Source organism: Streptomyces sp. NPDC050388, from assembly GCF_040655635.1.
Classification (GTDB): domain Bacteria; phylum Actinomycetota; class Actinomycetes; order Streptomycetales; family Streptomycetaceae; genus Streptomyces.
On record NZ_JBFAKH010000045.1, the window covers coordinates 13,471 to 34,847 of the forward strand.

A 21,377-nucleotide genomic window follows, 5' to 3' on the forward strand; every position below is an offset into this window, starting at 1 on the left:
TATGGATGAGGTGACGTGTGTGGCCCCGCTCGGTGGTGGGTCGGTTCGGGACTATGTGGCCCTCGCCGAGATCGAGCTGTGCGGAGAGTTGATCATCGCCGCCTCCGCCGCCCAGGGGCGGCTCAGCCTGGAGAGCATAGACAAGGTGCTGCAGGTGGCCGAGGTGTGCACGGAGCCGGGGATCGGTTCGATCGGTTCGCTCAGGTCACGTCCGTAGCATGCGGGCGATCGCCTGGGTCGCTTCCTTCACCTTGGCGTCGACCTCGTCGCCGCCCTTGAGGGCCGCGTCGGCGACGCAGTGGCGCAGGTGTTCCTCCAGCAGTTGCAGTGCGAAGGACTGCAGCGCCTTGGTGGAGGCGGACACCTGGGTGAGTATGTCGATGCAGTAGACGTCCTCGTCGACCATGCGCTGCAGGCCCCGGATCTGGCCCTCGATGCGGCGCAGGCGTTTGACGTGTTCCTGCTTCTGGTGGTGGTAGCCGTGGATGCCCCGGTCGTGGTCGGTCACGATCACTGCGGGATCGGCCGTCTCGGTCGCGTCCGTGGTGTCCGTCACGTCCGCGGTGTCCGGGGAGGAGGGCGCGCCGGCGCCGGTCTCGGTGGTCGTCATCGCGTCCTCCTGTGCAGTGGCGGGCGACATATACCCCTGGCGGGTATATGGTAGCGAACTTTGCTGGGTATAGGCACTGTGGCTGCCGCCCATGGGCGGCAGCCGCGCTGCAGCCCTCGGACCGCCCCCGTGCCTGTCGTCCGACACCGAATGGGTGACACTGGTGGGCGGCCCGACAGTTGTGGCTGGATGGTGCGCCCGGCACCAGCCTCACCGAACCGATGCACCCCGAGGACCCCACGTGCGCTTTCGTCTGACCCCCAGGGAGACGAGCTTCTACGACATGTTCGCCGCGTCCGCGGACAACATCGTCACGGGCTCGAAACTCCTGATGGAACTGCTCGGGGCGGACGGCCCCGCCCGGGTCGAGATCGCAGAGCGTATGCGGGCCGCGGAACACGCGGGTGACGACGCCACGCACGCGATCTTCCACCAGCTGAACTCCTCGTTCATCACGCCCTTCGACCGCGAGGACATCTACTCCCTCGCCTCGTCCCTCGACGACATCATGGACTTCATGGAGGAGGCCGTCGACCTGGTCGTCCTCTACAACGTCGAGGAACTGCCCAAGGGCGTCGACCAGCAGATCGAGGTGCTGGCGCGGGCCGCCGAGCTCACGGCCGAGGCCATGCCGAACCTGCGCACCATGGAAAACCTCACCGAGTACTGGATCGAGGTCAACCGTCTGGAGAACCAGGCCGACCAGATCCACCGGAAACTGTTGGCCCATCTCTTCAGCGGCAAGTACGACGCCATCGAGGTGCTCAAGCTGAAGCAGATCGTGGATGTCCTGGAGGAGGCGGCCGACGCCTTCGAGCACGTGGCGAACACAGTCGAGACCATTGCCGTCAAGGAGTCCTGAGACCCTTCATGGACACCTTCGCTCTGGTCGTGACCATCGGGGTCGCGCTCTTCTTCACGTACACGAACGGCTTCCACGATTCGGCGAACGCCATCGCCACCTCGGTCTCGACCCGTGCGCTCACCCCGCGCGTGGCCCTCGCGATGGCCGCCGTCATGAACATGGCCGGCGCCTTCCTGGGGTCCGGGGTCGCCAAGACGGTCAGTGAGGGGCTGATCCAGACCCCCGAGGGCTCGACGGGCATGGGGATCCTGTTCGCCGCGCTCGTCGGCGCGATCACCTGGAACCTCATCACCTGGTACTTCGGACTGCCGTCCTCCTCCTCGCACGCCCTGTTCGGCGGCATGGTGGGGGCGGCGCTGGCCGGCGGGACGACCGTGTACTGGAACGGGGTGCTGGACAAGGTCGTCATCCCGATGTTCGTGTCGCCGATCGTCGGTCTGATCGCCGGTTACCTGGTCATGACCGCGATCCTGTGGATCTTCCGGCGGACCAACCCGCACAAGGCCAAGCGCGGTTTCCGCATCGCGCAGACGGTGTCGGCGGCGGGCATGGCGCTCGGGCACGGTCTCCAGGACGCGCAGAAGACGATGGGCATCGTGGTGATGGCCCTGGTCATCGCGGACGTCGAGGACTACGGCGATCCCATCCCGGTCTGGGTGAAGGTCGCCTGTGCGGTGATGCTGTCGGCCGGTACGTACGCGGGCGGCTGGCGGATCATGCGGACGCTGGGCCGGAAGATCATCGAGCTGGACCCGCCGCAGGGGTTCGCGGCCGAGGCGACCGGCGCGTCGATCATGTTCGCCACGGCGTACCTGTTCAAGGCGCCGGTCTCCACCACGCATGTGATCACGTCGGCGATCATGGGTGTCGGGGCGACGAAGCGCATCAACGCGGTGCGGTGGGGCGTCGCCAAGAACATCGTCCTGGGGTGGTTCATCACCATGCCCGCGGCGGCGCTGGTGGCGGCGGCCGCTTACGGGCTGGTCTACCTGGTGATCCTCATGTAGCACGAGCCTCGTGCAGGCCGAAAAGCGCTCGGGCCCGCCCCCACTACCGGGGGGCGGGCCCTTCGCGTCCTCACGGTGGCACCGCCATGCAGCACCGTGAGGGGTCCGTGATCAGCCGAAGCGGCCGGAGATGTAGTCCTCCGTGGCCTGGACCGACGGGTTGGAGAAGATGCGCTCCGTGTCGTCGATCTCGATCAGCTTGCCCGGCTGGCCGACGGCCGCCAGGTTGAAGAACGCGGTGCGGTCGGAGACGCGCGCCGCCTGCTGCATGTTGTGCGTCACGATGACGATCGTGAACTGCTCCTTGAGCTTCCCGATCAGGTCCTCGATGGCGAGGGTGGAGATCGGGTCCAGGGCGGAGCAGGGCTCGTCCATCAGCAGCACCTTCGGCTCGACCGCGATCGCGCGGGCGATGCACAGCCGCTGCTGCTGGCCGCCGGAGAGGCCCGAGCCGGGCTTGTTCAGGCGGTCCTTGACCTCGTTCCAGAGGTTGGCGCCCCTCAGGGACTTCTCGACGATGCCGTCCAGCTCGGACTTCTTGTACTTGCCGTTCAGGCGCAGACCGGCCGCCACGTTGTCGTAGACCGACATGGTGGGGAACGGGTTGGGGCGCTGGAAGACCATGCCGACCTCGCGCCGCACGGCGACCGGGTCGATGCCGGCGCCGTAGAGGTTCTCGTCGTCGAGCATGACCTTGCCCTCGACCCTGCCGCCGGGCGTGACCTCGTGCATGCGGTTGAGGGTGCGCAGGAAGGTCGACTTGCCGCAGCCGGACGGGCCGATGAAGGCCGTCACGGAGCGGGGCTCGACGGTCATCGAGATGTCCTCGATGGCGAGGAAGGAACTGTAGTAGGCGTTGAGGCCGCTGATGTCGATGCGCTTGGCCATGTGGATCACTGCTTCTTTCGGGTCCGTGTCGCTGATGGCCGCGTCAGCGACCGGTCTTCGGGGCCTTCCAGCGGGCGATGCCGCGGGCCACGAGGTTGAGGATCATGATGAACGCGATGAGCGTCAGGGCCGCCGCCCAGGCACGGTCGTAGGCCGCGCCGGAGCCGCCGCTGTTGGCGTACTGCAGGTAGATGTACATCGGCAGTGACGCCTGCGGGTCGGAGAACGGGTTGGCGTTGATCACGCTCGTACCCCAGACCAGCAGCAGCACGGGGGCGGTCTCACCGGTGATGCGGGCGATGGCCAGCATGACGCCGGTGGTGATGCCGCCGATGGACGTGGGCAGGACGACCTTCAGGATGGTGCGCCACTTCGGGATGCCGAGCGCCAGGGACGCCTCGCGCAGCTCGTTCGGGACGAGCTTGAGCATCTCCTCCGTGGAGCGGACGACCACCGGGATCATCAGGATGCTCAGGGCCAGTGAGCCGGCGAAGCCGGAGTAGCCCATGTCCAGGATCACGATCCACAGGGTGAGGATGAACAGACCGGCGACGATCGACGGGATGCCCGTCATGACGTCGACGAAGTAGGTGACGGCCTTGGCGAGCCTGCCGCGTCCGTACTCGACCAGGTAGATCGCGGTGAGCACGCCGATCGGCACGGAGATCGCGGTGGCGATGCCGACCTGCTCCAGGGTGCCCAGGACGGCGTGGTAGATACCGCCGCCGGGCTCGCTGTCGGCGACGACGCCCATGGAGTGGGTGAGGAAGTAGCCGTCGAGGACCTTCACGCCGCGCTTGACCGTCTCCCAGATGAGGGAGGCCAGCGGGATGACGGCCATCAGGAAGGCGACCCAGACCAGGCTGGTCGCGGTGCGGTCCTTCGCCTGGCGCTTGCCCTCGACCGCCGCGGAGACGGCGTAGGAGCCGAGGACGAAGAGGACCGCGGCGATCAGCGCCCACTGGATGCTGCTGTGCAGGCCGGCCAGGCTGCTGATGCCCAGGCCCAGCGCGACGGAGGCCGCGGCGACCGCCCAGGAGAACCACTTGGGGAGCGTGGCACCGCGCAGGGAGCTCGCGGACTTCGGGGTGATGGTTGCGTGGCTCATGCGTTGGCCCCCGAGTACTCCTTGCGGCGGGCGATGATCAGGCGGGCGCCGCCGTTGACCAGCAGGGTGATGACGAAGAGGACCAGACCGGACGCGATCAGCGCGTCCCGGCCCGTCACGGTGGCCTCGTTGAACTTGCTGGCGATGTTCTGGGCGAACGTGCCGCCGCCCGGGTCGAGCAGGCTGGCGTTGATGTCGAAGGACGGCGAGAGCACCATGGCCACGGCCATCGTCTCGCCGAGCGCGCGGCCGAGGCCCAGCATCGAGGCGGAGATCACGCCGGAACGGCCGAAGGGAAGGACCGACATGCGGATCACTTCCCAGCGGGTGGCGCCCAGGGCGAGGGCGGCCTCCTGGTGCATCTGCGGCGCCTGCCGGAAGACCTCACGGCTGACGCTGGTGATGATCGGCAGGATCATCAGGGCGAGCAGGACGCCGACGGTGAACAGCGAGCGCGCGGCGCCGCCGTTCCACTCGAGGATGCCGGTCCAGCCGAGGTAGTCGTTCAGCCAGCCGTAGAGGCCGGCCATGTTCGGCACCAGGACGAGGGCGCCCCACAGGCCGTAGACGATGGACGGCACGGCGGCGAGCAGGTCGATCACGTACGCGATGGGGCCGCCCAGCTTGCGCGGGGCGTAGTGCGTGATGAACAGCGCGATGCCCACCGAGATCGGGACCGCGATGATCATGGCGATGATCGACGACACGACGGTGCCGTAGACCAGGACCGCGATGCCGAACTCCGGCGGGTTGCCGCTGGGGTTCCACTCGAAGGACGTGAAGAAGTTGGCCTCGTTCTCGCTGAGCGCGAGAACGGTGCGGTAGGTCAGGAAGGCCGCGATCGCGGCCATGATCGCCAACACGAGAATGCCGGACCCTCGGGAGAGCCCGAGGAAGATCCGGTCACCGGGGCGGGTGGCGCCGCGGGCGGCGCGCTTCTGCTCAGCCCTGGGCGGTGGGGGAACGGAGGGTGGAGCGGTTTGCTGTGTCGATATGTTCATCAGGGTTCTCCGGTCTGCGGGGCCTCCGGTCGGTCGAGGCCCCATGGCGGCGGTGCACCGGACGGTGCGGTCCGGCCCCTGGTCGGGAGCCGGACCGCACTCGGGGTCAGCTCAGGTTCGAGATGGTGTCGCGAACCTTGGTGATGATCTCCTCGGGCATCGGGGCGTAGCCGGCGTCCGCCAGCAGGCCCTGACCGTCCTCGGAGGCCATGTAGTTCAGGAAGGACTTCGTGGCGGGCAGGGTGTCCGCCTTGTTGCCCTTGTCACAGGCGATCTCGTAGGTCACCAGGACGAGCGGGTAGGCACCCTCGGCCTCGGGGGTGTAGTCCAGCTCCAGCGCGAGGTCCTTGCCGGTGCCGACGACCTTGGCGGCGCCGATGGCGGCCGTGGCGTTCTCGATGGTGGCCTTGACCGGCTCGGCGGCCTCGGTCTTCACGTCGACGGTGTTGATGTCCTTGGCGTAGGAGAGCTCGAAGTACGAGATCGCACCCTCGGTCTGCTTCACCTGCTGCGCCACACCGGAGGAGCCCTGGGCGGACTGGCCGCCCTTGGCCTCCCACGACTTGCTCGGCTCGTAGGGCCAGGCCTTCGGCGCGGCGGCCTTCAGGTACTTGGTGAAGTTGTCCGTGGTGCCGGACTCGTCGGAGCGGTGGAACGCCTGGATCTTCAGGTCGGGGAGCTTCGCGTCGGGGTTGAGCTTCGCGATCTTCTTGTCGTTCCAGTTGGTGATCTTGCTGTCGAAGATCTCCGAGATGGTCGCGGCGTCCAGGACGAGCTCGTCGACGCCCGGGACGTTGTAGCCGATCGCGATCGGGCCGCCGACCATCGGCAGGTCGATGGCCTGGCCGTCGGTGCAGATCTTCTTGGAGTCCTCGATCTCCTCCGGCTTGAGCGCCGAGTCGGAGCCGGCGAACGAGGTCTGACCCTGGAGGAAGGCGGTGATGCCGGCGCCGGAACCGTCAGGACGGTAGTTGATCTGCACGTCCTTGCACGCGGCCGTGTAGTTCTTGACCCAGGCGTCGATCGCGTTCTTCTGCGCGGAGGAGCCGGAGGCCTGGAGCTGGCCCTTGGCGTCGTCGCACTGGATGTTGCCGGTCGGCGCGCTGGCGGAGGAGTCGCCGCTGGCGCTGCCGCCGCTGGTGTCGTCCGACCCGCACGCCGTGAGGGCCAGGGCGCCGGAGACGGCGAGAGCGCCGAGAGCGAGGGCCCGCCGGTTCTTGCGCTGAAGCTTCACTTGAGTTCCTTCCAGGTGCCGCCGTCCTGAAATCGGCGGCGTGCGAAGTCTGAAGTCAGAAGTCTGGGCGACGCTGGTGCCCGATCGGCGGGCGGTTCGCATCGCGTAAGGCCGAAATTAGGCAGAAGAGGTGACGGCGCCGATGGGCGTAAATGAACGAGAGGTGAACCCCTGAGGACGGTGCGGTGAGGTCACGGAAAGCTCACGCCCAGGACACGGGTGGATACCGGGCCGGAACGGGGCAGTCCCGTGCGTCGGGGGACCGCGGCCGGGTCGTCGTCCGGGCGTGGCCGGAGGGCTGCCCGCGCGTTGCCCGGGGGTGATGCGGGTGGTGCGGGTGGTGACAGAGGGGCTGTCGCAGGGGCGGGCGGACGCTACCGGGCCGGGCGGAAGGTGGCGAGCAGGGCGTCCACCAGGTCCGCGTCCCTCGGCGTGGTGAGCCGGCGGCGGGCCATGTGCGGGGGGAGCCAGAGGATGCGGTCCACCTCGTCGTTGGGGGTGAACGTGCCGGAGACGGCCTCGGCGGCCCAGTACCGGACCCGCTTCGGCCGGCCGTTCGCCACGTAGTGCGCCGACGGGAGCTCCGCGACCGGCACCGCCCAGTGGCCCGTTTCCTCCGCGACCTCGCGCAGCGCCCCGGCGAGCGGGTCCTCGCCGCGCTTCAGCTTGCCCTTGGGCCAGGACCAGTCGTCGTACTTGGGACGGTGCACGAGACACAGTTCGAGCGTCCCCCTGACGGGGGAGCGGCGCCACAGGACACAGCCGGCCGCCTGGACGGTGAGCGTGACGGCGGCCGGGCGCGGGTCCGGGGGCCGGCGGGAGCTGTCGGACGGGCTCACCGGGCGCCTCCCTACAACGAGCCGACGACGTCCGTCTGCCAGCAGTGCTGGAACGCGTACCGCGCCGCCTCCACGTCGTGCCGCTGGTCCGCGTGGAGCACGCCGAGCGCGTACGCCGTGGCCGGGGCGATCCGCGGGGTACGGGCGGCGTGCGCCGCGGCCGCCGACGCCTCGGAGGCGTCCCGGTGCCGGTCCAGGGCTTCGCCCGCGGCGACGAGGCCGACGTTCGGGGGCGGTGCCGGGGCGGTGCCGTCGGTGCCTCCGATGAGGTCGGTGCGGTCCGTGGGGTCTTCGGTACCGGTGGGGGCCGGGACGGCGGCGCACAGGACCTCGCGGGCGTACCGGTGCAGGCGCAGCAGCAGGCGGACCTGGTGCCAGGGGACGTCCTGCGGATGCGGCGCCGGGTCCGGCGACAGCCCGTGCATCAGAGCCTCCGCGTTGTACGGGCTGCCCGCGGTGACCAGGGGCAGCGCGGCGACGGCGTCGACGAGCCGCTCCCGCGCGGCCTCGGCCAGCGGGCGCAGGTCGGCGGAGCCGGCGGCCGGGGTCAGCGGAACCTCGCTGGCCAGCACGGCGACCTTGTCGGCGACCGCGTGGAAACGGGAGGAGCCGAGGGCCTGCAACGCCGTGGAGTGCGCCCGGGTCCGGGCCAGGGTGAGCTGCCGGTCCAGCAGGGCACCGGCCTTCGCGGCACCCATGGTGAGCTTGCCGCGTTCGGACACCGCGGTGGCGGCCGCCGTCCCGGCGGGGCCGGAGGCGGTCGCCGTACGCGCGCCCGCCCCGGCGGCGACGGTGGCGACGGCGGTCGAGGGGGACGACCGGGCCGCCCCGGTTCCGCTCCCGGTACCCGCCTGGGCCGGGAACACCGTGCCCGACAGCCGGTGCAGGGCTAGGAGCAGCCGCTCCAGGCGCGCCGAGCAGGCGTGCTCCAGGGCCAGCGTGCCGGAGACCCAGGCCAGTTCCGGGCGCATCGCCTCGGACCAGTCGGGGTCCAGGACTGCCTGGAAGGTGTGCAGGCTGCCGCTGATCCGGCGGGCCGAGCGGCGCAGCGCGAGCGTCGCCTCGACGGAACCCCCCGAGGACGCCGCGCCCGCCCCCGCCTCCCGGTGGAGGCGCAGCGCGCGCAGGAACTCGGTGGCCTGGGCCCGCAGATAACCGGCGAGGGCCCCCGCGGGCACCGGGCCGGTCACCGGGCCGAGCAGGGGGTCGGGATCCGTCGGTTCAAGGTGTTGCTGTGCCACGCCGGCGCCTCCGGGCGTCAATGAGCATCTCCTGGACGTGCCGCAGGGGTCGGCCGTCCGCGTCCACCGCGTGTCGGGTCCACGTTCCGTCCGAGCCGAGGTGCCAGGACGAGGTGGCGTCGGACATGCCGGTCTCCAGCAGCCGGTTCAGCGCCGCCCGGTGGGCGGGGTCGGTGACCCTGACCAGGGCCTCGATACGGCGGTCCAGATTGCGGTGCATCATGTCCGCGCTGCCGAACCACACCTCGGGCTCGCCGCCGTTGCCGAAGCAGAAGACACGGGAGTGTTCGAGGAAGCGGCCGAGGACGGAACGGACCCGGATGTTCTCCGACAGGCCCTCGACGTCCGGCCGGATCGCGCAGATCCCGCGCACCCACACGTCCACCGGCACCCCCGCCTGCGACGCCCGGTAGAGGGCGTCGATGACCGCCTCGTCCACCATCGAGTTGACCTTGATGCGGACGTAGGCGGGGCGACCGGCCCGGTGGTGCTGGGCCTCCTTGTCGATCCGTGAGATCAGACCGTCGCGCAGGGACTTGGGCGCGACGAGCAGCCGCCGGTACGTCTCGCGGCGGGAGTAGCCGGAGAGGCGGTTGAACAGGTCGGAGAGGTCCGCGCCGACCTGCGGGTCGGCGGTGAGCAGGCCGATGTCCTCGTAGAGCCGGGCCGTCTTGGGGTGGTAGTTGCCGGTGCCGACGTGGCAGTAACGCCGCAGCGCTTCGCCCTCCTGGCGGACCACGAGGGACAGCTTGCAGTGGGTCTTCAGACCGACCAGGCCGTAGACGACGTGGCAGCCGGCCTCCTCCAGCTTGCGCGCCCAGTTGATGTTGGCGTGCTCGTCGAAGCGGGCCTTGATCTCGACCAGGACGAGGACCTGCTTGCCGGCCTCGGCGGCCTCGATCAGCGCGTCGACGATCGGGGAGTCACCGGAGGTCCGGTACAGGGTCTGCTTGATGGCGAGGACGTCCGGGTCGGCGGCGGCCTGCTCCAGGAAGGCCTGCACGGACGTGGAGAACGAGTCGTACGGGTGGTGCAGGAGCACGTCCCGGCTGCGGAGCGCGGCGAAGATGTCGGGCGCCGAGGCCGACTCGACCTCGGCGAGGTCGCGATGGGTGCCTGCGATGAACGCGCGGTACTTCAGCTCGGGCCGGTCGAGGCGGTGGATCCGGAAGAGGCCGGTGAGGTCGAGCGGTCCCGGCAGCGGGTACACCTCGGCCTCGCTGATCTTCAGCTCGCGCACCAGCAGGTCCAGGACGTCGCGGTCGATGGACTCCTCGACCTCGAGGCGCACCGGCGGCCCGAAGCGGCGCCGCATGAGTTCCTTCTCCAGGGCCTGGAGCAGGTTCTCCGCGTCGTCCTCCTCGACCTCCAGGTCCTCGTTGCGGGTGAGCCGGAAGGCGTGGTGCTGCAGCACCTCCATGCCCGGGAACAGCTCCTCCAGGTGGGCGGCGATGACGTCCTCGAGGGGGACGTAGCGGCCCGGGGAGCTCTCCAGGAAGCGGGACAGCAGCGGCGGCACCTTGACCCGGGCGAAGTGCTTGTGGCCGGTGACCGGGTTGCGCACGACCACGGCCAGGTTCAGCGACAGGCCCGATATGTACGGGAAGGGGTGCGCCGGGTCGACCGCGAGGGGGGTCAGCACGGGGAAGATCTGGTGCCGGAAGAGGGTGAACAGGCGGGCCTGCTCCTTCTCCGTCAGCTCGCTCCAGCGGACCAGGTGGATGCCCGCGTCCGTCAGCGCGGGGAGGACGTCCTCGTGGAAGCAGGCGGCGTGCCGCGCCATCAGCTCGCGCGAGCGGCCCCAGATCATCTCCAGCACCTCGCGCGGCTGGAGGCCGGAGGCCGAACGGACGGCGACGCCGGTGGCGATGCGGCGCTTCAGACCGGCCACCCGGACCATGAAGTACTCGTCCAGGTTGCTGGCGAAGATCGCGAGGAAGTTGGCCCGCTCGAGCAGCGGGGTGGCGGGGTCCTCGGCGAGTTCGAGAACCCGCTCGTTGAACGCGAGCCAGCTGCGCTCACGGTCGAGGAACCGGCCCTGGGGCAGCGGTTCGCCGCCCGTCTGCGACTCCTCGTAGGCGTCGAGATCCGCGTCGATGTCGGGTGCCAGGTCGGAGACCGTACCGGCCACGGTGGGCGGCCGGTGTGCGGCGATGGAGCCCACGGAGGGCTGCGCGTGCTGTACCTGTGCCTTTGTGTCGGCGTTCGGCTGGCTCATGGATCCATTGTTCCGCGCCGGCAGCCTCACGGGCGCGTCGGAAAGCGCGGGTGGGACGGGTGGTGCCCCTGGGACGTCCCAGTCGCCCCTCCGGGGCGGCGGCGGCTCTGAGGCGGCGGGATTCATTCGCTGAGCGTCGCAAGACTGTCTGAATCAGCGGTTACGGAGACATGACGTGCGGGATATCGGGAGGCGGCTCGCGGGGAGCGCGTCCGGGGTGCGAACCGCGCATTCCCGGCGGTGTGCCCCCATGTCGATCATGTGCCCCGCACCGGGGTGACGGTGTCGCCCGCCCCGGGTCGGCTCCCGGGCCCTCCGCCGACCGTATGCGCCCGCTCCGAGCGGGCTCGCGCCGGGGGCTGGATCCGGACCCTCGGCGAAGACGGCGGGCCGGAGCCGGGGGCGTCGTCCGGCACGCCCTGCGCCTGGTCCTCGTCGCGCCGGCGGCGGTTCCGCGGTGGACGCGGCCGCACCGCTGCTCGTCCCGCCGTACGGCTCCCGGTCGGCGGCGTCACCCTCGAGGCGGCGGCGACCCCGGCCCTGGCCGGCGCCGCGTCCGCCGTCCGCCGCAGCGACAGCGGCCGACCGCGACCGCCGGACGATCCTGCTGTGCGCGGCCGCGGCGGCCTGGACGGTGTGCGGGGCGGAGCCGGTACGCAGGTCGCGAGTCCGGCCTTCCCGGTCCCCCGGTCCCTTCCGTCTGTCCCGTCCGTCAGGTCCGTCAGGTCTCCGTCCGGTACATCAGGTCCGTCTCGTGGGTGAGGAAGCCCAGCCGTTCGTAGACGGCCACGGCCGCCTTGTTGTCGGCGTCGACGTACAGCATCGCGGTGGGCAGCCCCTGCCCCGCCAGGTACCGCAGGCCGATCGTCGTCAGGGACTTGCCGAGGCCGCCGCCCTGGGCCTGCGGGCTCACGCCGAGGACGTACACCTCACCGAGCCCCTCCGCCCGGTGCGCCTTGGTCCAGTGGAAGCCGACGAGCCGGCCGTCCCGCTCGGCGAGGAAGAAGCCCTCGGGGTCGAACCAGGGCTCGGCCTTGCGGTCGTCCAGGTCGCGCTGGGTGAGGGCGCCCTGCTCGGGGTGGTGGGCGAAGGCGGCGGCGTTCAGCGCGAGCCAGGCGGCGTCGTCCTGTCCGGGGACGAAGGCCCGCACCGTCACGCCCTCCGGCAGCACCGGATCGGGCAGCTCCAGTCCGGCCAACGGCCGCCGCATCTGCCGCAGTTCGCGGAAGAGGGTGAGACCGAGGACCTGGGCGAGATGGCGGGCCGCGGAGTGACCGCCGTGCGCCCACACCCGCAGCCGCTTGCCGGAGGCGGCGAGCAGCGCGGACCCGAGCGTCCGCCCGTGCCCCTGCCCCCGGTGAGAGGGGTGCACGACCAGCTCGGCAGCCGGCGGCTCGACCGGGTCGGTGTCCTCCAGTTGGGCGTACCCGACGAGTTCGTCGTCCTCGCCCTCGCTTCCCTCGCGGGTGAGGGAGAGCAACAGATGGGTCACGCCCGCCCGTTCCCCGCCGCGCAGCTGCAACCGCCCCTGCTCGGACACCGCCTGCTGGCCATCGGTCCGGGCGGCCTCGTCGAGCAGGGCGAGAACCGCCTCGACCTGCTTCGGGGAGAGCGCGGTGTGCGTCTGGAGCGAGCGGGTGCGGCCCGGCCGTGCGAAGTCGTCGCTGGTCATGCGTACGAGGGTAAGCGGCGGGCGCCGAAAACGGACGGCGGCGGCATCGGACGCGGCCCCGACCGCACGGTACGACCGGACCCGGGCACGGCACGACCGGTGCCGGAACGCGAAAGATAACCAGGATGTAACCACGAACCCCCTGTCGCGCTACGCGCGTTGACCTTAGGCTGCGCCGGGTGGTCGGCGCGCGCCTCACGCGGGCCCGGCCCGGTCCCGCGTAGACAGACCCCGACCGACTCCGACCCACGCAGACCCGCAGGGGGGCGCATGCCAGCCACACCCACGTCCACGTCTTTGACGTACCGTCCGCGCCGCAGACGCCGTACGAACCGTCTCCTGGTGACCGCCGCCGGTGTGCTCACCGTCGGCGCGCTGGCCGCGGCCACCCTGCCCGCGGAGGCGGCGAGCGCGGGTGAGGGCAGGGGCGGCACGTCGCACGGGCACGGCCACCACCAGGGCCACCCGGGCCGCTACCAGGACGTGCAGCTGCTGTCCTTCAACGACCTGCACGGCAACCTGGAGCCCCCGACGGGTTCCTCGGGCCGGGTCACCGAACTGCACCCGGACGGTACGACGACGACCGTCGACGCGGGCGGCGTGGAGTACCTCGCCACCCACCTGCGCGAGGCCCGTAAGGGCAACCGCTACTCCGTCACCGCGGCCGGTGGCGACATGGTGGGCGCCTCCCCCCTCATCTCCGGCCTCTTCCACGACGAGCCCACGATCGAGGCGCTGAACAAGCTCGACCTGGACGTCACCTCCGTCGGCAACCACGAGTTCGACGAGGGCGCCAAGGAGTTGGGCCGCCTGCAGAACGGCGGCTGCCACCCCGTCGAGGGCTGCTACACGGACAAGAAGTTCAAGGGCGCCGACTTCCCGTACCTGGCGGCCAACGTCCTGAACGAGAAGACGGGCAAGCCCGTCCTGAAGCCGTACTGGGTGTGGAAGCACAAGGGCGTCAAGGTCGGTTTCATCGGCGTGACGCTGGAGGCCACCCCCGACATCGTCTCGGCGGAGGGCGTGAAGGGCCTGTCCTTCAAGGACGAGGTCGAGACGATCGACAAGTACGCCGAGGAGCTCCAGCGCCAGGGCGTGAAGTCGATCGTGGCCCTGGTGCACGAGGGCGGCTTCCCCGCCTCGTCCTCCTACAACTACGACTGCGACTCCCCGGGCGCCGGCGACGGCATCTCCGGCCCGATCGCCGACATCGCCAAGAACGTCTCGCCCCAGGTGGACGCGCTGGTCACCGGTCACACCCACGCGGCGTACGTGTGCACGATCCCGGACCCGGCGGGCAAGCCCCGCATGGTCACCTCGGCCGCGTCCTTCGGCCGCCTCTACACGGACACGACGCTGACGTACGACCGTGCGACGGGTGACATCGCCCGTACGGCCGTGAAGTCGGCGAACCACGTGGTGACGCGGGACGTCCCGGAGGCGCCGGACATGACCCGGCTGATCGACAAGTGGAACACCCTCGCCGCCCCCATCGGCAACCGCCCGATCGGCTACATCTCCGGTGACATCGTCAAGGACGGCACCGTCGAGTCCCCGCTCGGCGACCTGATCGCCGACGCCCAACTGGCGTACGGCCGGACGCTGGACCCGGAGACCGACCTGGCCCTGATGAACCCCGGCGGCATCCGCGCTCCCCTCACCTACGCGGCGAGCGCCGCCGAGGGCGACGGCGTGGTCACCTACGCCGAGGGCTTCACCGTCCAGCCGTTCGCCAACACGGTCAACCTCCAGGACTTCACCGGCGCGCAGCTGATCCAGGCTCTCAAGGAGCAGGTGAGCGGCGCGAACGGGGCGGCGCCGAAGATCCTCCAGATCTCCGCCGGCCTGACCTACACCCTGGACCTGACCAGGACCGGCGCGGACCGGGTGGTCACGGACTCCATCAGGCTGAACGGCTCCGCGATCGACCCGGCCGCCACCTACCGCGTCGCCACGAACAGCTTCCTCGCGGGCGGCGGCGACGGCTTCCCGACCCTCGGCGAGGGCACGGCCGACCTGGTCGGCGACGACGACCTGACGGCCCTGGAGCAGTACCTGACGGCCAACTCCTCCCCCACGACCCCGCTCACCCCGCCTGCGGCGGACCGCATCACGGTCGTGCAGTAGTCGGCGGACAGCCCTTGAGAGGGGTCCGGCACACCCGGCAGGCCGTACGAGGCCCCTGGGTGCCGGGCCCCTCCGTCCCGTTCCGGGTCAGGTCCGCTCGGGGCCGGTGATCGCCTCTCCGATCACGGTAGGCGCGGCGGTACGGCTGACCGGGGAAACGGCTCCGGCTCACTCGATCGGATGAGGACGACGCCCGGCCGGGCCGACCGTGCGCACGCCCGGCGCGTGCCCGTCACGTCGCGGCGGTGTCTCCCGCTCCGGGCCACACGACCGCCTGCGCGACGATCACCCGGTCGCCGTCGAACGTGACCGACGGCCCTTCGTGGAGTCGGTAACCCATCGCCAGGGCCTCGCTCACACGACGGCAGAACGCCACGTCGTCAGGACCGGTCAGCACGCGGTAGACAGGCAGGCCGTTCGGGGGTGTCTCCATGATCCCAGCGTGTCACACGCGTCCTCGGTGTCAGAGGGCCACGAGGTCGATGACGTTGATGACGACGTGGCGGTTGGACACGACGTAGGTGACGAAACCGCCCTGGAAGCCCGCGGACCAGCTGTTGTCGCGGTTGCTGAGCGCCGGCGGACCGAACGGGTTGAGGGTGAGCAGCTTCTCGAGGTTCTCGAGCGAGGTCCGCTGGGCGTCCGGTAACGCGGCCTTCCGCACCGCCGCGCGGTCCACGTACCGGATGGAGTACGCGCTCACCGGCGCCCGCCCGCTTCGACGGGCCGGCCGTCCGCGTCATAGCCGTGGCCCTGCGCGTCGCGGAACACGAGGCCGTCGGTGTCCTCCTCCGTCATGCGCTTGACGGTCTGTTCGACGTCGTCGAGGTAGCCCGGGGTGGCGCAGGCGCAGGCGAAGGGGAACCACTTGTCGATCACGGCGTCGAGCGCCGACTGGTCGAAGTCGGCGGCGGCGCTCAGCCACTCCTGCTCGAAGGCCTGCAACCAGTCCCGGCGCCGTTGCAGGGCCGCTCGGATCGCTTCGGGTGTCCTTTCGCAGGAGTTCGGATCCACCTCGTGGGCCATGGTCGGCTCCTCATCTCCGGCCGGGGTGTGACGTGGGGGCCGGAGGTCCACGGTAGAACGCGGGAGATACCGGACGGGGCTGGTTGGGTGTGTCACCTGCCACCACCCGCCCCGATGCGTTCCCCCCCGGCTGACCGCGACCCGCAGGACGTCGTCCAGGGACTCCGTCGCCCTGGTGAGCGCGAAGCGCACCGCCCGCTCCCCGGCCTCCGGGTCGCCGAGCACGGCCCTGGCACCCGCGAGCACCTGCTCACCCGAGTCCAACTGTGCCGCCTCGATGCCGTCGGCGAGCAGGGAGAGCCGGCTGTCGTCCCTGTCGGTGCTCAGGTAGCAGGGTTTGCCGTCGGGGGTGGTCCAGGGGAGGAGGCGGAGTGGGGTGCGGTTCATGCGTTCTCTCATGCCGGTGCTCTTTCGAAGCGTCGGCCGACGGTGATCACCGTTTGTGTCTCGATCGTCACTGATCGCACGTGCGCTGCGGAAGAGGGGCGGCGTTGTCCGTCATTCCGGACAACGGGCAGGGGTGTCATGGCCGAAGAGACGGACACGCGAGCGGAGTCGGGGCGCGCGGTGCTGGGGCGGACGCTCCGGTTCCTGCGGGAGAAGGAGGGCAGGTCCCTGGGGCAACTGGCCGACGGGTCCGGGTACGACAAGAGCTACCTGTGCCGCCTGGAGTCGGGCGAGCGACTGTCCAAGGTGACGGTCATGGAGGATCTCGACGGGTACTACGGGTCGGGCGACCTGCTGGTCAGCCTCTGGAAGCTGGCGCGGATCGACGCCTTCAAGGACAAGTACAAGGAGTTCATGCGGCTGGAGACGACGGCGCGGGTCATGCACAAGTACACGCCGAGTGTGCCCGGTCTGGTGCAGACCGAAGACTTCGCCAGGGAGGTGTTGTCCGGGCCCCGGGCAACGGATGAGGAGCGCGAGGCCGTTGAGGAACAGGTGGCCGCCCGTCTGGGCCGACAACTTCTGCTGAGCAAGAGTCCGGCCCCGAGTGTCCGCTTCGTCATCGACGAACTCGCCTTCCGCCGTCCCGCAGGCGGCCCGGAGACGTGGGCGGGTCAGTTGAGGCACATCGAAACGATCGCGCAGTGGCCCACTGTCGTTGTCCAGGTGCTGCCGTTCTCGGCCGGGATCCACGACCTCATGGGGAGAGGTTCACTGACCCTGCTGTGGCAGAAGGACGGAAGCGCTGTGGCCTACACGGAAGGTGACAGCGGAGGCTTGCTGATGGACGATCCGGGGGACGTTCTGCGCCACCGTTTGTCCTACGATCGGCTGCGGGATCTGGCGCTGACCCCGTCGGACTCGCTGACGTTCATCCGGGACGTACTGGAGGAGCACCGATCATGAAGCAGACTCCCGACCTCAGCATCGCCGTCTGGCGCAAGTCGAGTCACAGCGACGGGGGAGACAACAACTGCGTCGAGGTCGCCCACGGCTGCACCGGCCTCGTCCCGGTCCGTGACAGCAAGGCTCCGAACGGCCCGGTGCTCGTCTTCGGCTCGGCCTCGTGGGCGCCCTTCCTGGCGGAGGTCAAGGCACCCACCTGCTGAAAACCGTGAGCACTTGGCGGCCGAATGTCACTCAAGCGCTCAGATGAGTGACATGGGGACAGCAGAGGCCGATGTGCTCACGGTTTCCACGCGGTACTGGAGGAGCACCGGCCTCGTCCCGGCCCGCGGCAGCGAGGCGCGGACGGCACAGTGTTCGCCTTCGGCTCCGACGCGTGGGCGACGTTCCTGACAGAGGCCCGAGCCTCGCGCACGGGGAGAGGCCGGGGGCCTGCGGTGTCAGTGGTGGCTGCCAGGATGAAACGCATGACGATCAAGGATGTGGCTCGGCATGGCGTGAGTGAGCGGGGTGTCGAGCAGGCACTGGAAGACATCGAGTGGCGGACCAGGCGCCGCTGGCACACGATGCAGTACGACTGCTACTCCGACACGGAGTTGCAGGCCATGCGCGACGACCTTCTCGATCACCTCGCCGCCCGCACGGTGGTGGACCCCCGGCTCGGCGGCGCCTCGCTCAGCAGCGTCCTGAGCACTGCGGCGGAGTGCGCCCTGGGGTTCCTGGAGCTCGGCTGTTATCCCAACGGTGACCAGGAAATCCTCTTTCCCCTGATCGGCGAGAGCATCAGCAGTGAGGACACGGACTTCGAGGCCGCGGTGGAGCACGCCTCCACCGCGAGGGACTGGCTGGATGCCTTTGCGTTGTGCCTGATGAGCGGCATGGTGTGGGAACAGGACCGTGTCATCGGGCTCCTGCTGCGTGAGCACGCGTCCACGATCCAGGACGGAGTGCCGTACTCGAAGCTGGAGTCGAAGTCGGACCCGGCGGAACTGGCGGAGATGGACACCCTCGCCTGCTATCTGGCCCAGGATCGCGGGCACCTGCCCCGGGACCGGCCGTCGGTGACGTTGCGCATGCCGGAGGTCGACGAACGCCTCGATGCAGCGCTCCGGCTGAATGCCCTCGGCACCCTGACGCCGGATCAGCGACTGCTGCGCGTGCTCCTGGAGGACAACCAGTCAGCCTTCGAACAGGCTCTGGCGCATCGTCTGGCCCAGCACCGGGAGAGCGCACCGCCCGATGCGGCGCTCCGCAGCCTGCTTCCGCAGAAGACCATCGCCCTGGCCGCACTGGCAGTCCAGGTACACGGCTGGGACTTGCGCGTCCGATCCGCCTACCTGCCGCCCGCCTTGCTCAAAGCCCCGGAAGGCGCTCCGTCGGTCAGTAGGTGAATCAGCGTCCCGGCCCCGTTCGGGCGGGGGTTCCGGGTGGGACTTCGACCGCCGGCCGGCTCGCTTGTCCCGCTTGCACGGCTGTCGTCCAGGGTGCGCGATACGGACGCCGACGCGTGGGGCCTGTCCCGCGAACTCTCGCGGCAGCTGAGCCCGGCGGAGCGGGAAGAGGGCCCCGCGAAGCCGTGACCGCCCGGCTCGCGGCCTTGTCCCGTCACGGCACCTCGGGTGGTGGGGTGGGGGCGCCGGGGAGGCGGATCGTGGCGGTCGTGCCGCCGCCGTCCGCGCGGGTCAGGGTGACCTCGCCGCCCGCCTGCTGGACCGTGCGGGCCACGATGGACAGGCCGAGGCCCGAGCCGGGGAGGGCGCGGGCGGTGGGGGAGCGCCAGAACCGGTCGAAGACGTGGGGGAGTTCGTCGGCGGCGATGCCGGGGCCGTGGTCGCGGACGGTGAGGACGCCGTCGGTGAGCCGTACGTCGATCGTGGTGCCCTCCGGGCTGAACTTCACCGCGTTGTCCAGGATGTTGACCATGGCCCGCTCCAGCGCGGAGGGCTCCGCGCGTACGTACCAGGGCCGGAGGTCCGCCGTGATGGTCAGCTCCGGGCCGCGCAGCCGGGCGCGGCGCAGCGCCGACTCCACGACGTCCTGCCAGGCGACGATCTGCGCACGGCCCCCGTGCTGGCCGGTGTCCGGCCGGGACAGCTCCTGCAGGTCGCCGATGAGCTCCGCCAGTTCCGTCATCTGCGCCTTGACCGAGGCGAGCAGGGCCTTCCGGTCCTCGACGGGCAGGGGGCGGCCCGTCTCCTCGCTGCGGGTGAGGAGTTCGATGTTGGTACGGAGGGAGGTGAGCGGGGTGCGCAGCTCGTGGCCGGCGTCCGCGATGAGCTGCTGCTGCAGGTCGCGGGAGCTGGCCAGGGCGGACGTCATCGAGTTGAAGGAGCGGGAGAGGCGGGCGACCTCGTCCTCGGAGTCGTCCTCCACGGGGATGCGGACGCCCAGGTCCTCGGTGCGCGCCACGTGCTCCACGGCCTCGGTGAGCTTGTCGACGGGACGCAGACCGGCGCGGGCGACCGCGAGCCCCGCCGCGGCCGCGCCGAGCACTCCGACGCCGGAGACGAGGAGCAGTATCAGCGCGAGGTCGTTGAGCGTCGACTGGGTGCTGTCGAGGGGAACGGCGGCGACATAGGCGTAGTCATTGGCCGTGCCCCGGCCCAGGGGGATCTTGACGGTGACCGCGGTGGTCAGCACGCGTACCTGGTCACCGTTGCTGTCGACGCCGTTGCGGAACCGTGCGGAGTCGGGGTCCGGGTGCTTCGCCACGTCCTTGTCACCGCCGGTGACCTTGACCGGGGCCGAGGCGAAAGGCAGCAGGCAAACGGTGCCGTCCGTTCTCACCAACTGGCCGTAACTCCCGCTCTGCGGGCCGATGGCGTCCGTCCATGAAGGTGTCTGGCTACAGGTGTCGACGATTCTGTCGAGCTGGTTCTTGTCCAACACGACGACCGACGACTGCAGGTCGTCGTCGAGTTCCGCGTACAGCTTCCCCTGCACGATGAACCAGCACGTCACCGACACCGCCGCCACCGCGAACGCCACCGCCGCCGCCACCAGCAGCGACAGCCGCGCCCGGATGGGCAGCGCGCGGAACCGGCGGGCCAGAGCCGTCACTCCGCGCCGTCCTGCCGCAGGGCGTAGCCGACGCCCCGCACCGTGTGCACCAGGCGCGGTTCGCCGCCCGCCTCGGTCTTGCGGCGCAGGTACATGACGTACACGTCGAGGGAGTTCGACGAGGGCTCGAAGTCGAAGCCCCAGACCGCCTTCAGGATCTGCTCACGCGTGAGCACCTGGCGCGGGTGCGCCATGAACATCTCCAGCAGCGTGAACTCCGTACGGGTCAGCTCCACCCGTCGCGTGCCCCGCGTCACCTCGCGGGTCGCCAGGTCCATGCGCAGGTCGGCGAAGGCCAGGACGTCGTTCTCCTCCGCGGCGCCGGCCACGGCCGCCGCGTACGAGCTGCGGCGCAGCAGCGCGCGGATACGGGCGAACAGCTCGTCCAGCTCGAACGGCTTGACCAGGTAGTCGTCCGCCCCGGCGTCCAGCCCGGTCACCCGGTCGCCGACCGTGTCCCGGGCGGTCAGCATCAGGATGGGTGTGGTGTCGCCGGTGGCCCGGATGCGGCGGGCGGCGGTCAGGCCGTCCATCCGGGGCATCTGGATGTCGAGGACGACCAGGTCGGGTCGGTGGGCCGCGGCCTTCGCCAGGGCGTCCGCACCGTCGACGGCGACCTCGGTGCCGTATCCCTCGAAGGCCAGGCTGCGCTGGAGCGCTTCGCGCACCGCCGGCTCGTCGTCGACGATCAGGATGCGCTGGGGGTCGCGGTCACGGTCGCCGTCTGCGGGGCTCATGGGGTCGGGGATCCTCTGGTCTGCCGGGGTGTCGGGCCGGTGGTGTGTCGGGCTGCTGGTCTGCTGGCCTGGAGGGGGAACGCGCGGTGGGGAACTCGAGCTCTCAGGATCCCAGGCTCGCACGAGTGCCCGGGGCGCGGGCGCCGCGGATCAGCCGCGCGCGGTGCGGCGGTGTCCGTGCCCGTTGGCGGTCCTGCGGCGGGTCGTGGCCGGGGCGACCTCCGGGGCCCGCCGCACCGGGGCGGGCAGCTCGGCCGCGACCTCCAGTGCGAGGGCGAGACCGGCCGGGTCGGCGCCGGGGACCTCGTGGGTGACCTGCTTGATCTGCTTGGCCTGTGCGATCATGTCGGGCTCCTCGGGTGGGAACCGAATCGGATCGGTGCGTACCGGG

Annotated in this window: 22 protein-coding genes and 1 pseudogene; 7 read left to right on the forward strand and 16 right to left on the reverse strand. The window is 70.4% G+C overall.

The window, feature by feature from the left end; genetic code table 11:
- The first annotated feature begins 1 nt into the window (after position 1).
- Positions 2 to 217 carry a hypothetical protein gene (locus tag AB0I73_RS24555; RefSeq protein ID WP_363040672.1) on the forward strand — a complete coding sequence of 72 codons (216 nt, stop codon included), beginning with the start codon at positions 2 to 4 and terminating at the stop codon, positions 215 to 217.
- Here AB0I73_RS24555 and AB0I73_RS24560 read toward each other — a convergent pair.
- Positions 206 to 610 (reverse strand): metal-sensitive transcriptional regulator, encoded by a 405-nt coding sequence (locus tag AB0I73_RS24560; RefSeq protein WP_363040674.1) that lies wholly within the window; start codon positions 608 to 610, stop codon positions 206 to 208. The genes AB0I73_RS24555 and AB0I73_RS24560 overlap by 12 nt on opposite strands.
- A gap of 241 nt (positions 611 to 851) precedes the next feature.
- Here AB0I73_RS24560 and AB0I73_RS24565 point away from each other — a divergent pair, with 241 nt between their 5' ends.
- Together AB0I73_RS24565 and AB0I73_RS24570 are read left to right on the forward strand one after the other, a co-directional pair.
- Positions 852 to 1,472: a DUF47 family protein gene (locus AB0I73_RS24565; RefSeq protein WP_363040676.1), complete on the forward strand. Its 621-nt coding sequence runs from the start codon at positions 852 to 854 to the stop codon at positions 1,470 to 1,472.
- Between the two features lie 8 nt (positions 1,473 to 1,480).
- Positions 1,481 to 2,482, forward strand: coding sequence for an inorganic phosphate transporter (locus tag AB0I73_RS24570; protein WP_363040678.1), 1,002 nt, complete (start codon positions 1,481 to 1,483; stop codon positions 2,480 to 2,482).
- A gap of 111 nt (positions 2,483 to 2,593) precedes the next feature.
- On the opposite strand, the gene pstB is transcribed toward AB0I73_RS24570, so the two are convergent.
- The 8 genes from pstB to mshD all read right to left on the reverse strand — a co-directional run bounded on the left by pstB (position 2,594) and on the right by mshD (position 12,683).
- Positions 2,594 to 3,370 (reverse strand): phosphate ABC transporter ATP-binding protein PstB, encoded by a 777-nt coding sequence (gene pstB / locus AB0I73_RS24575; RefSeq protein WP_363040680.1) that lies wholly within the window; start codon positions 3,368 to 3,370, stop codon positions 2,594 to 2,596.
- 43 nt (positions 3,371 to 3,413) lie between these two features.
- Entirely contained in the window at positions 3,414 to 4,478 is a 1,065-nt protein-coding gene (gene pstA, locus AB0I73_RS24580; protein ID WP_363040682.1) for a phosphate ABC transporter permease PstA, read from the reverse strand.
- Positions 4,475 to 5,479, reverse strand: a complete 1,005-nt coding sequence (pstC, locus tag AB0I73_RS24585; RefSeq protein WP_363040684.1) for a phosphate ABC transporter permease subunit PstC — start codon at positions 5,477 to 5,479, stop codon at positions 4,475 to 4,477. Before pstC ends, pstA begins: the two co-directional genes overlap by 4 nt.
- A gap of 106 nt (positions 5,480 to 5,585) precedes the next feature.
- A complete protein-coding gene (gene pstS / locus AB0I73_RS24590; RefSeq protein ID WP_363040686.1) occupies positions 5,586 to 6,713 on the reverse strand; it encodes a phosphate ABC transporter substrate-binding protein PstS in 1,128 nt (375 codons plus the stop codon).
- A gap of 374 nt (positions 6,714 to 7,087) precedes the next feature.
- On the reverse strand, positions 7,088 to 7,552 hold the full coding sequence (locus tag AB0I73_RS24595; RefSeq protein ID WP_363040688.1) for an NUDIX hydrolase: 465 nt from the start codon (positions 7,550 to 7,552) through the stop codon (positions 7,088 to 7,090).
- Positions 7,553 to 7,563: 11 nt separating this feature from the next.
- Positions 7,564 to 8,793 carry a CHAD domain-containing protein gene (locus AB0I73_RS24600; protein ID WP_363040690.1) on the reverse strand — a complete coding sequence of 410 codons (1,230 nt, stop codon included), beginning with the start codon at positions 8,791 to 8,793 and terminating at the stop codon, positions 7,564 to 7,566.
- On the reverse strand, positions 8,774 to 11,011 hold the full coding sequence (locus AB0I73_RS24605; protein WP_363040692.1) for an RNA degradosome polyphosphate kinase: 2,238 nt from the start codon (positions 11,009 to 11,011) through the stop codon (positions 8,774 to 8,776). Before AB0I73_RS24605 ends, AB0I73_RS24600 begins: the two co-directional genes overlap by 20 nt.
- A gap of 721 nt (positions 11,012 to 11,732) precedes the next feature.
- Positions 11,733 to 12,683, reverse strand: coding sequence for a mycothiol synthase (gene mshD / locus AB0I73_RS24610; RefSeq protein ID WP_363040694.1), 951 nt, complete (start codon positions 12,681 to 12,683; stop codon positions 11,733 to 11,735).
- A 270-nt stretch (positions 12,684 to 12,953) separates the two neighbouring features.
- Here mshD and AB0I73_RS24615 point away from each other — a divergent pair, with 270 nt between their 5' ends.
- On the forward strand, positions 12,954 to 14,810 hold the full coding sequence (locus AB0I73_RS24615; RefSeq protein ID WP_363040696.1) for a bifunctional metallophosphatase/5'-nucleotidase: 1,857 nt from the start codon (positions 12,954 to 12,956) through the stop codon (positions 14,808 to 14,810).
- 232 nt (positions 14,811 to 15,042) lie between these two features.
- Here AB0I73_RS24615 and AB0I73_RS24620 read toward each other — a convergent pair whose 3' ends face one another.
- The 4 genes and pseudogenes from AB0I73_RS24620 to AB0I73_RS24635 form a co-directional block, all read right to left on the reverse strand.
- The gene (locus AB0I73_RS24620) at positions 15,043 to 15,243 is read right to left on the reverse strand and encodes a DUF1737 domain-containing protein (protein WP_363040698.1); all 201 of its coding nucleotides are present in this window, start codon (positions 15,241 to 15,243) and stop codon (positions 15,043 to 15,045) included.
- Between the two features lie 30 nt (positions 15,244 to 15,273).
- A complete protein-coding gene (locus tag AB0I73_RS24625) occupies positions 15,274 to 15,513 on the reverse strand; it encodes a hypothetical protein (protein ID WP_363040700.1) in 240 nt (79 codons plus the stop codon).
- Positions 15,510 to 15,836: a DUF6247 family protein gene (locus AB0I73_RS24630; protein ID WP_363040762.1), complete on the reverse strand. Its 327-nt coding sequence runs from the start codon at positions 15,834 to 15,836 to the stop codon at positions 15,510 to 15,512. Before AB0I73_RS24630 ends, AB0I73_RS24625 begins: the two co-directional genes overlap by 4 nt.
- Positions 15,837 to 15,959: 123 nt before the next feature.
- Positions 15,960 to 16,223: pseudogene (locus tag AB0I73_RS24635) on the reverse strand (hypothetical protein); the annotation flags it as partial.
- A 138-nt stretch (positions 16,224 to 16,361) separates the two neighbouring features.
- Here AB0I73_RS24635 and AB0I73_RS24640 point away from each other — a divergent pair.
- From AB0I73_RS24640 to AB0I73_RS24650, 3 genes are all read left to right on the forward strand, one after another.
- Positions 16,362 to 17,189, forward strand: a complete 828-nt coding sequence (locus tag AB0I73_RS24640) for a helix-turn-helix transcriptional regulator (RefSeq protein WP_363040702.1) — start codon at positions 16,362 to 16,364, stop codon at positions 17,187 to 17,189.
- Positions 17,186 to 17,392, forward strand: coding sequence for a DUF397 domain-containing protein (locus tag AB0I73_RS24645; RefSeq protein WP_363040704.1), 207 nt, complete (start codon positions 17,186 to 17,188; stop codon positions 17,390 to 17,392). Before AB0I73_RS24640 ends, AB0I73_RS24645 begins: the two co-directional genes overlap by 4 nt.
- 264 nt (positions 17,393 to 17,656) lie before the next feature.
- The gene (locus AB0I73_RS24650) at positions 17,657 to 18,580 is read left to right on the forward strand and encodes an immunity 49 family protein (protein ID WP_363040706.1); all 924 of its coding nucleotides are present in this window, start codon (positions 17,657 to 17,659) and stop codon (positions 18,578 to 18,580) included.
- 214 nt (positions 18,581 to 18,794) lie between these two features.
- Here the strand turns inward: AB0I73_RS24650 and AB0I73_RS24655 are convergent, their stop codons facing one another.
- The 3 genes from AB0I73_RS24655 to AB0I73_RS24665 form a co-directional block, all read right to left on the reverse strand.
- On the reverse strand, positions 18,795 to 20,249 hold the full coding sequence (locus AB0I73_RS24655; RefSeq protein ID WP_363040708.1) for a HAMP domain-containing sensor histidine kinase: 1,455 nt from the start codon (positions 20,247 to 20,249) through the stop codon (positions 18,795 to 18,797).
- Positions 20,246 to 20,986: a response regulator transcription factor gene (locus AB0I73_RS24660; protein WP_363040710.1), complete on the reverse strand. Its 741-nt coding sequence runs from the start codon at positions 20,984 to 20,986 to the stop codon at positions 20,246 to 20,248. The genes AB0I73_RS24655 and AB0I73_RS24660 overlap by 4 nt, the downstream gene beginning before the upstream one ends.
- Positions 20,987 to 21,136: 150 nt before the next feature.
- Positions 21,137 to 21,331 carry a hypothetical protein gene (locus AB0I73_RS24665; RefSeq protein ID WP_363040712.1) on the reverse strand — a complete coding sequence of 65 codons (195 nt, stop codon included), beginning with the start codon at positions 21,329 to 21,331 and terminating at the stop codon, positions 21,137 to 21,139.
- Positions 21,332 to 21,377: the final 46 nt, after the last annotated feature.

Bases quoted from the DNA above. Each gene is read 5' to 3' on its own strand.
- mshD (WP_363040694.1), bottom strand. From the start codon at position 12,683: ATGACCAGCGACGACTTCGCACGGCCGGGCCGCACCCGCTCGCTCCAG.
- pstC (WP_363040684.1), bottom strand. From the start codon at position 5,479: ATGAACATATCGACACAGCAAACCGCTCCACCCTCCGTTCCCCCACCG.
- AB0I73_RS24650 (WP_363040706.1), top strand. From the start codon at position 17,657: ATGACGATCAAGGATGTGGCTCGGCATGGCGTGAGTGAGCGGGGTGTC.
- AB0I73_RS24605 (WP_363040692.1), bottom strand. From the start codon at position 11,011: ATGAGCCAGCCGAACGCCGACACAAAGGCACAGGTACAGCACGCGCAG.
- AB0I73_RS24630 (WP_363040762.1), bottom strand. From the start codon at position 15,836: ATGGCCCACGAGGTGGATCCGAACTCCTGCGAAAGGACACCCGAAGCG.
- pstB (WP_363040680.1), bottom strand. From the start codon at position 3,370: ATGGCCAAGCGCATCGACATCAGCGGCCTCAACGCCTACTACAGTTCC.
- AB0I73_RS24570 (WP_363040678.1), top strand. From the start codon at position 1,481: ATGGACACCTTCGCTCTGGTCGTGACCATCGGGGTCGCGCTCTTCTTC.
- AB0I73_RS24640 (WP_363040702.1), top strand. From the start codon at position 16,362: ATGGCCGAAGAGACGGACACGCGAGCGGAGTCGGGGCGCGCGGTGCTG.
- AB0I73_RS24620 (WP_363040698.1), bottom strand. From the start codon at position 15,243: ATGGAGACACCCCCGAACGGCCTGCCTGTCTACCGCGTGCTGACCGGT.
- AB0I73_RS24555 (WP_363040672.1), top strand. From the start codon at position 2: ATGGATGAGGTGACGTGTGTGGCCCCGCTCGGTGGTGGGTCGGTTCGG.
- pstA (WP_363040682.1), bottom strand. From the start codon at position 4,478: ATGAGCCACGCAACCATCACCCCGAAGTCCGCGAGCTCCCTGCGCGGT.
- AB0I73_RS24660 (WP_363040710.1), bottom strand. From the start codon at position 20,986: ATGAGCCCCGCAGACGGCGACCGTGACCGCGACCCCCAGCGCATCCTG.
- AB0I73_RS24645 (WP_363040704.1), top strand. From the start codon at position 17,186: ATGAAGCAGACTCCCGACCTCAGCATCGCCGTCTGGCGCAAGTCGAGT.
- AB0I73_RS24615 (WP_363040696.1), top strand. From the start codon at position 12,954: ATGCCAGCCACACCCACGTCCACGTCTTTGACGTACCGTCCGCGCCGC.
- AB0I73_RS24665 (WP_363040712.1), bottom strand. From the start codon at position 21,331: ATGATCGCACAGGCCAAGCAGATCAAGCAGGTCACCCACGAGGTCCCC.
- AB0I73_RS24560 (WP_363040674.1), bottom strand. From the start codon at position 610: ATGACGACCACCGAGACCGGCGCCGGCGCGCCCTCCTCCCCGGACACC.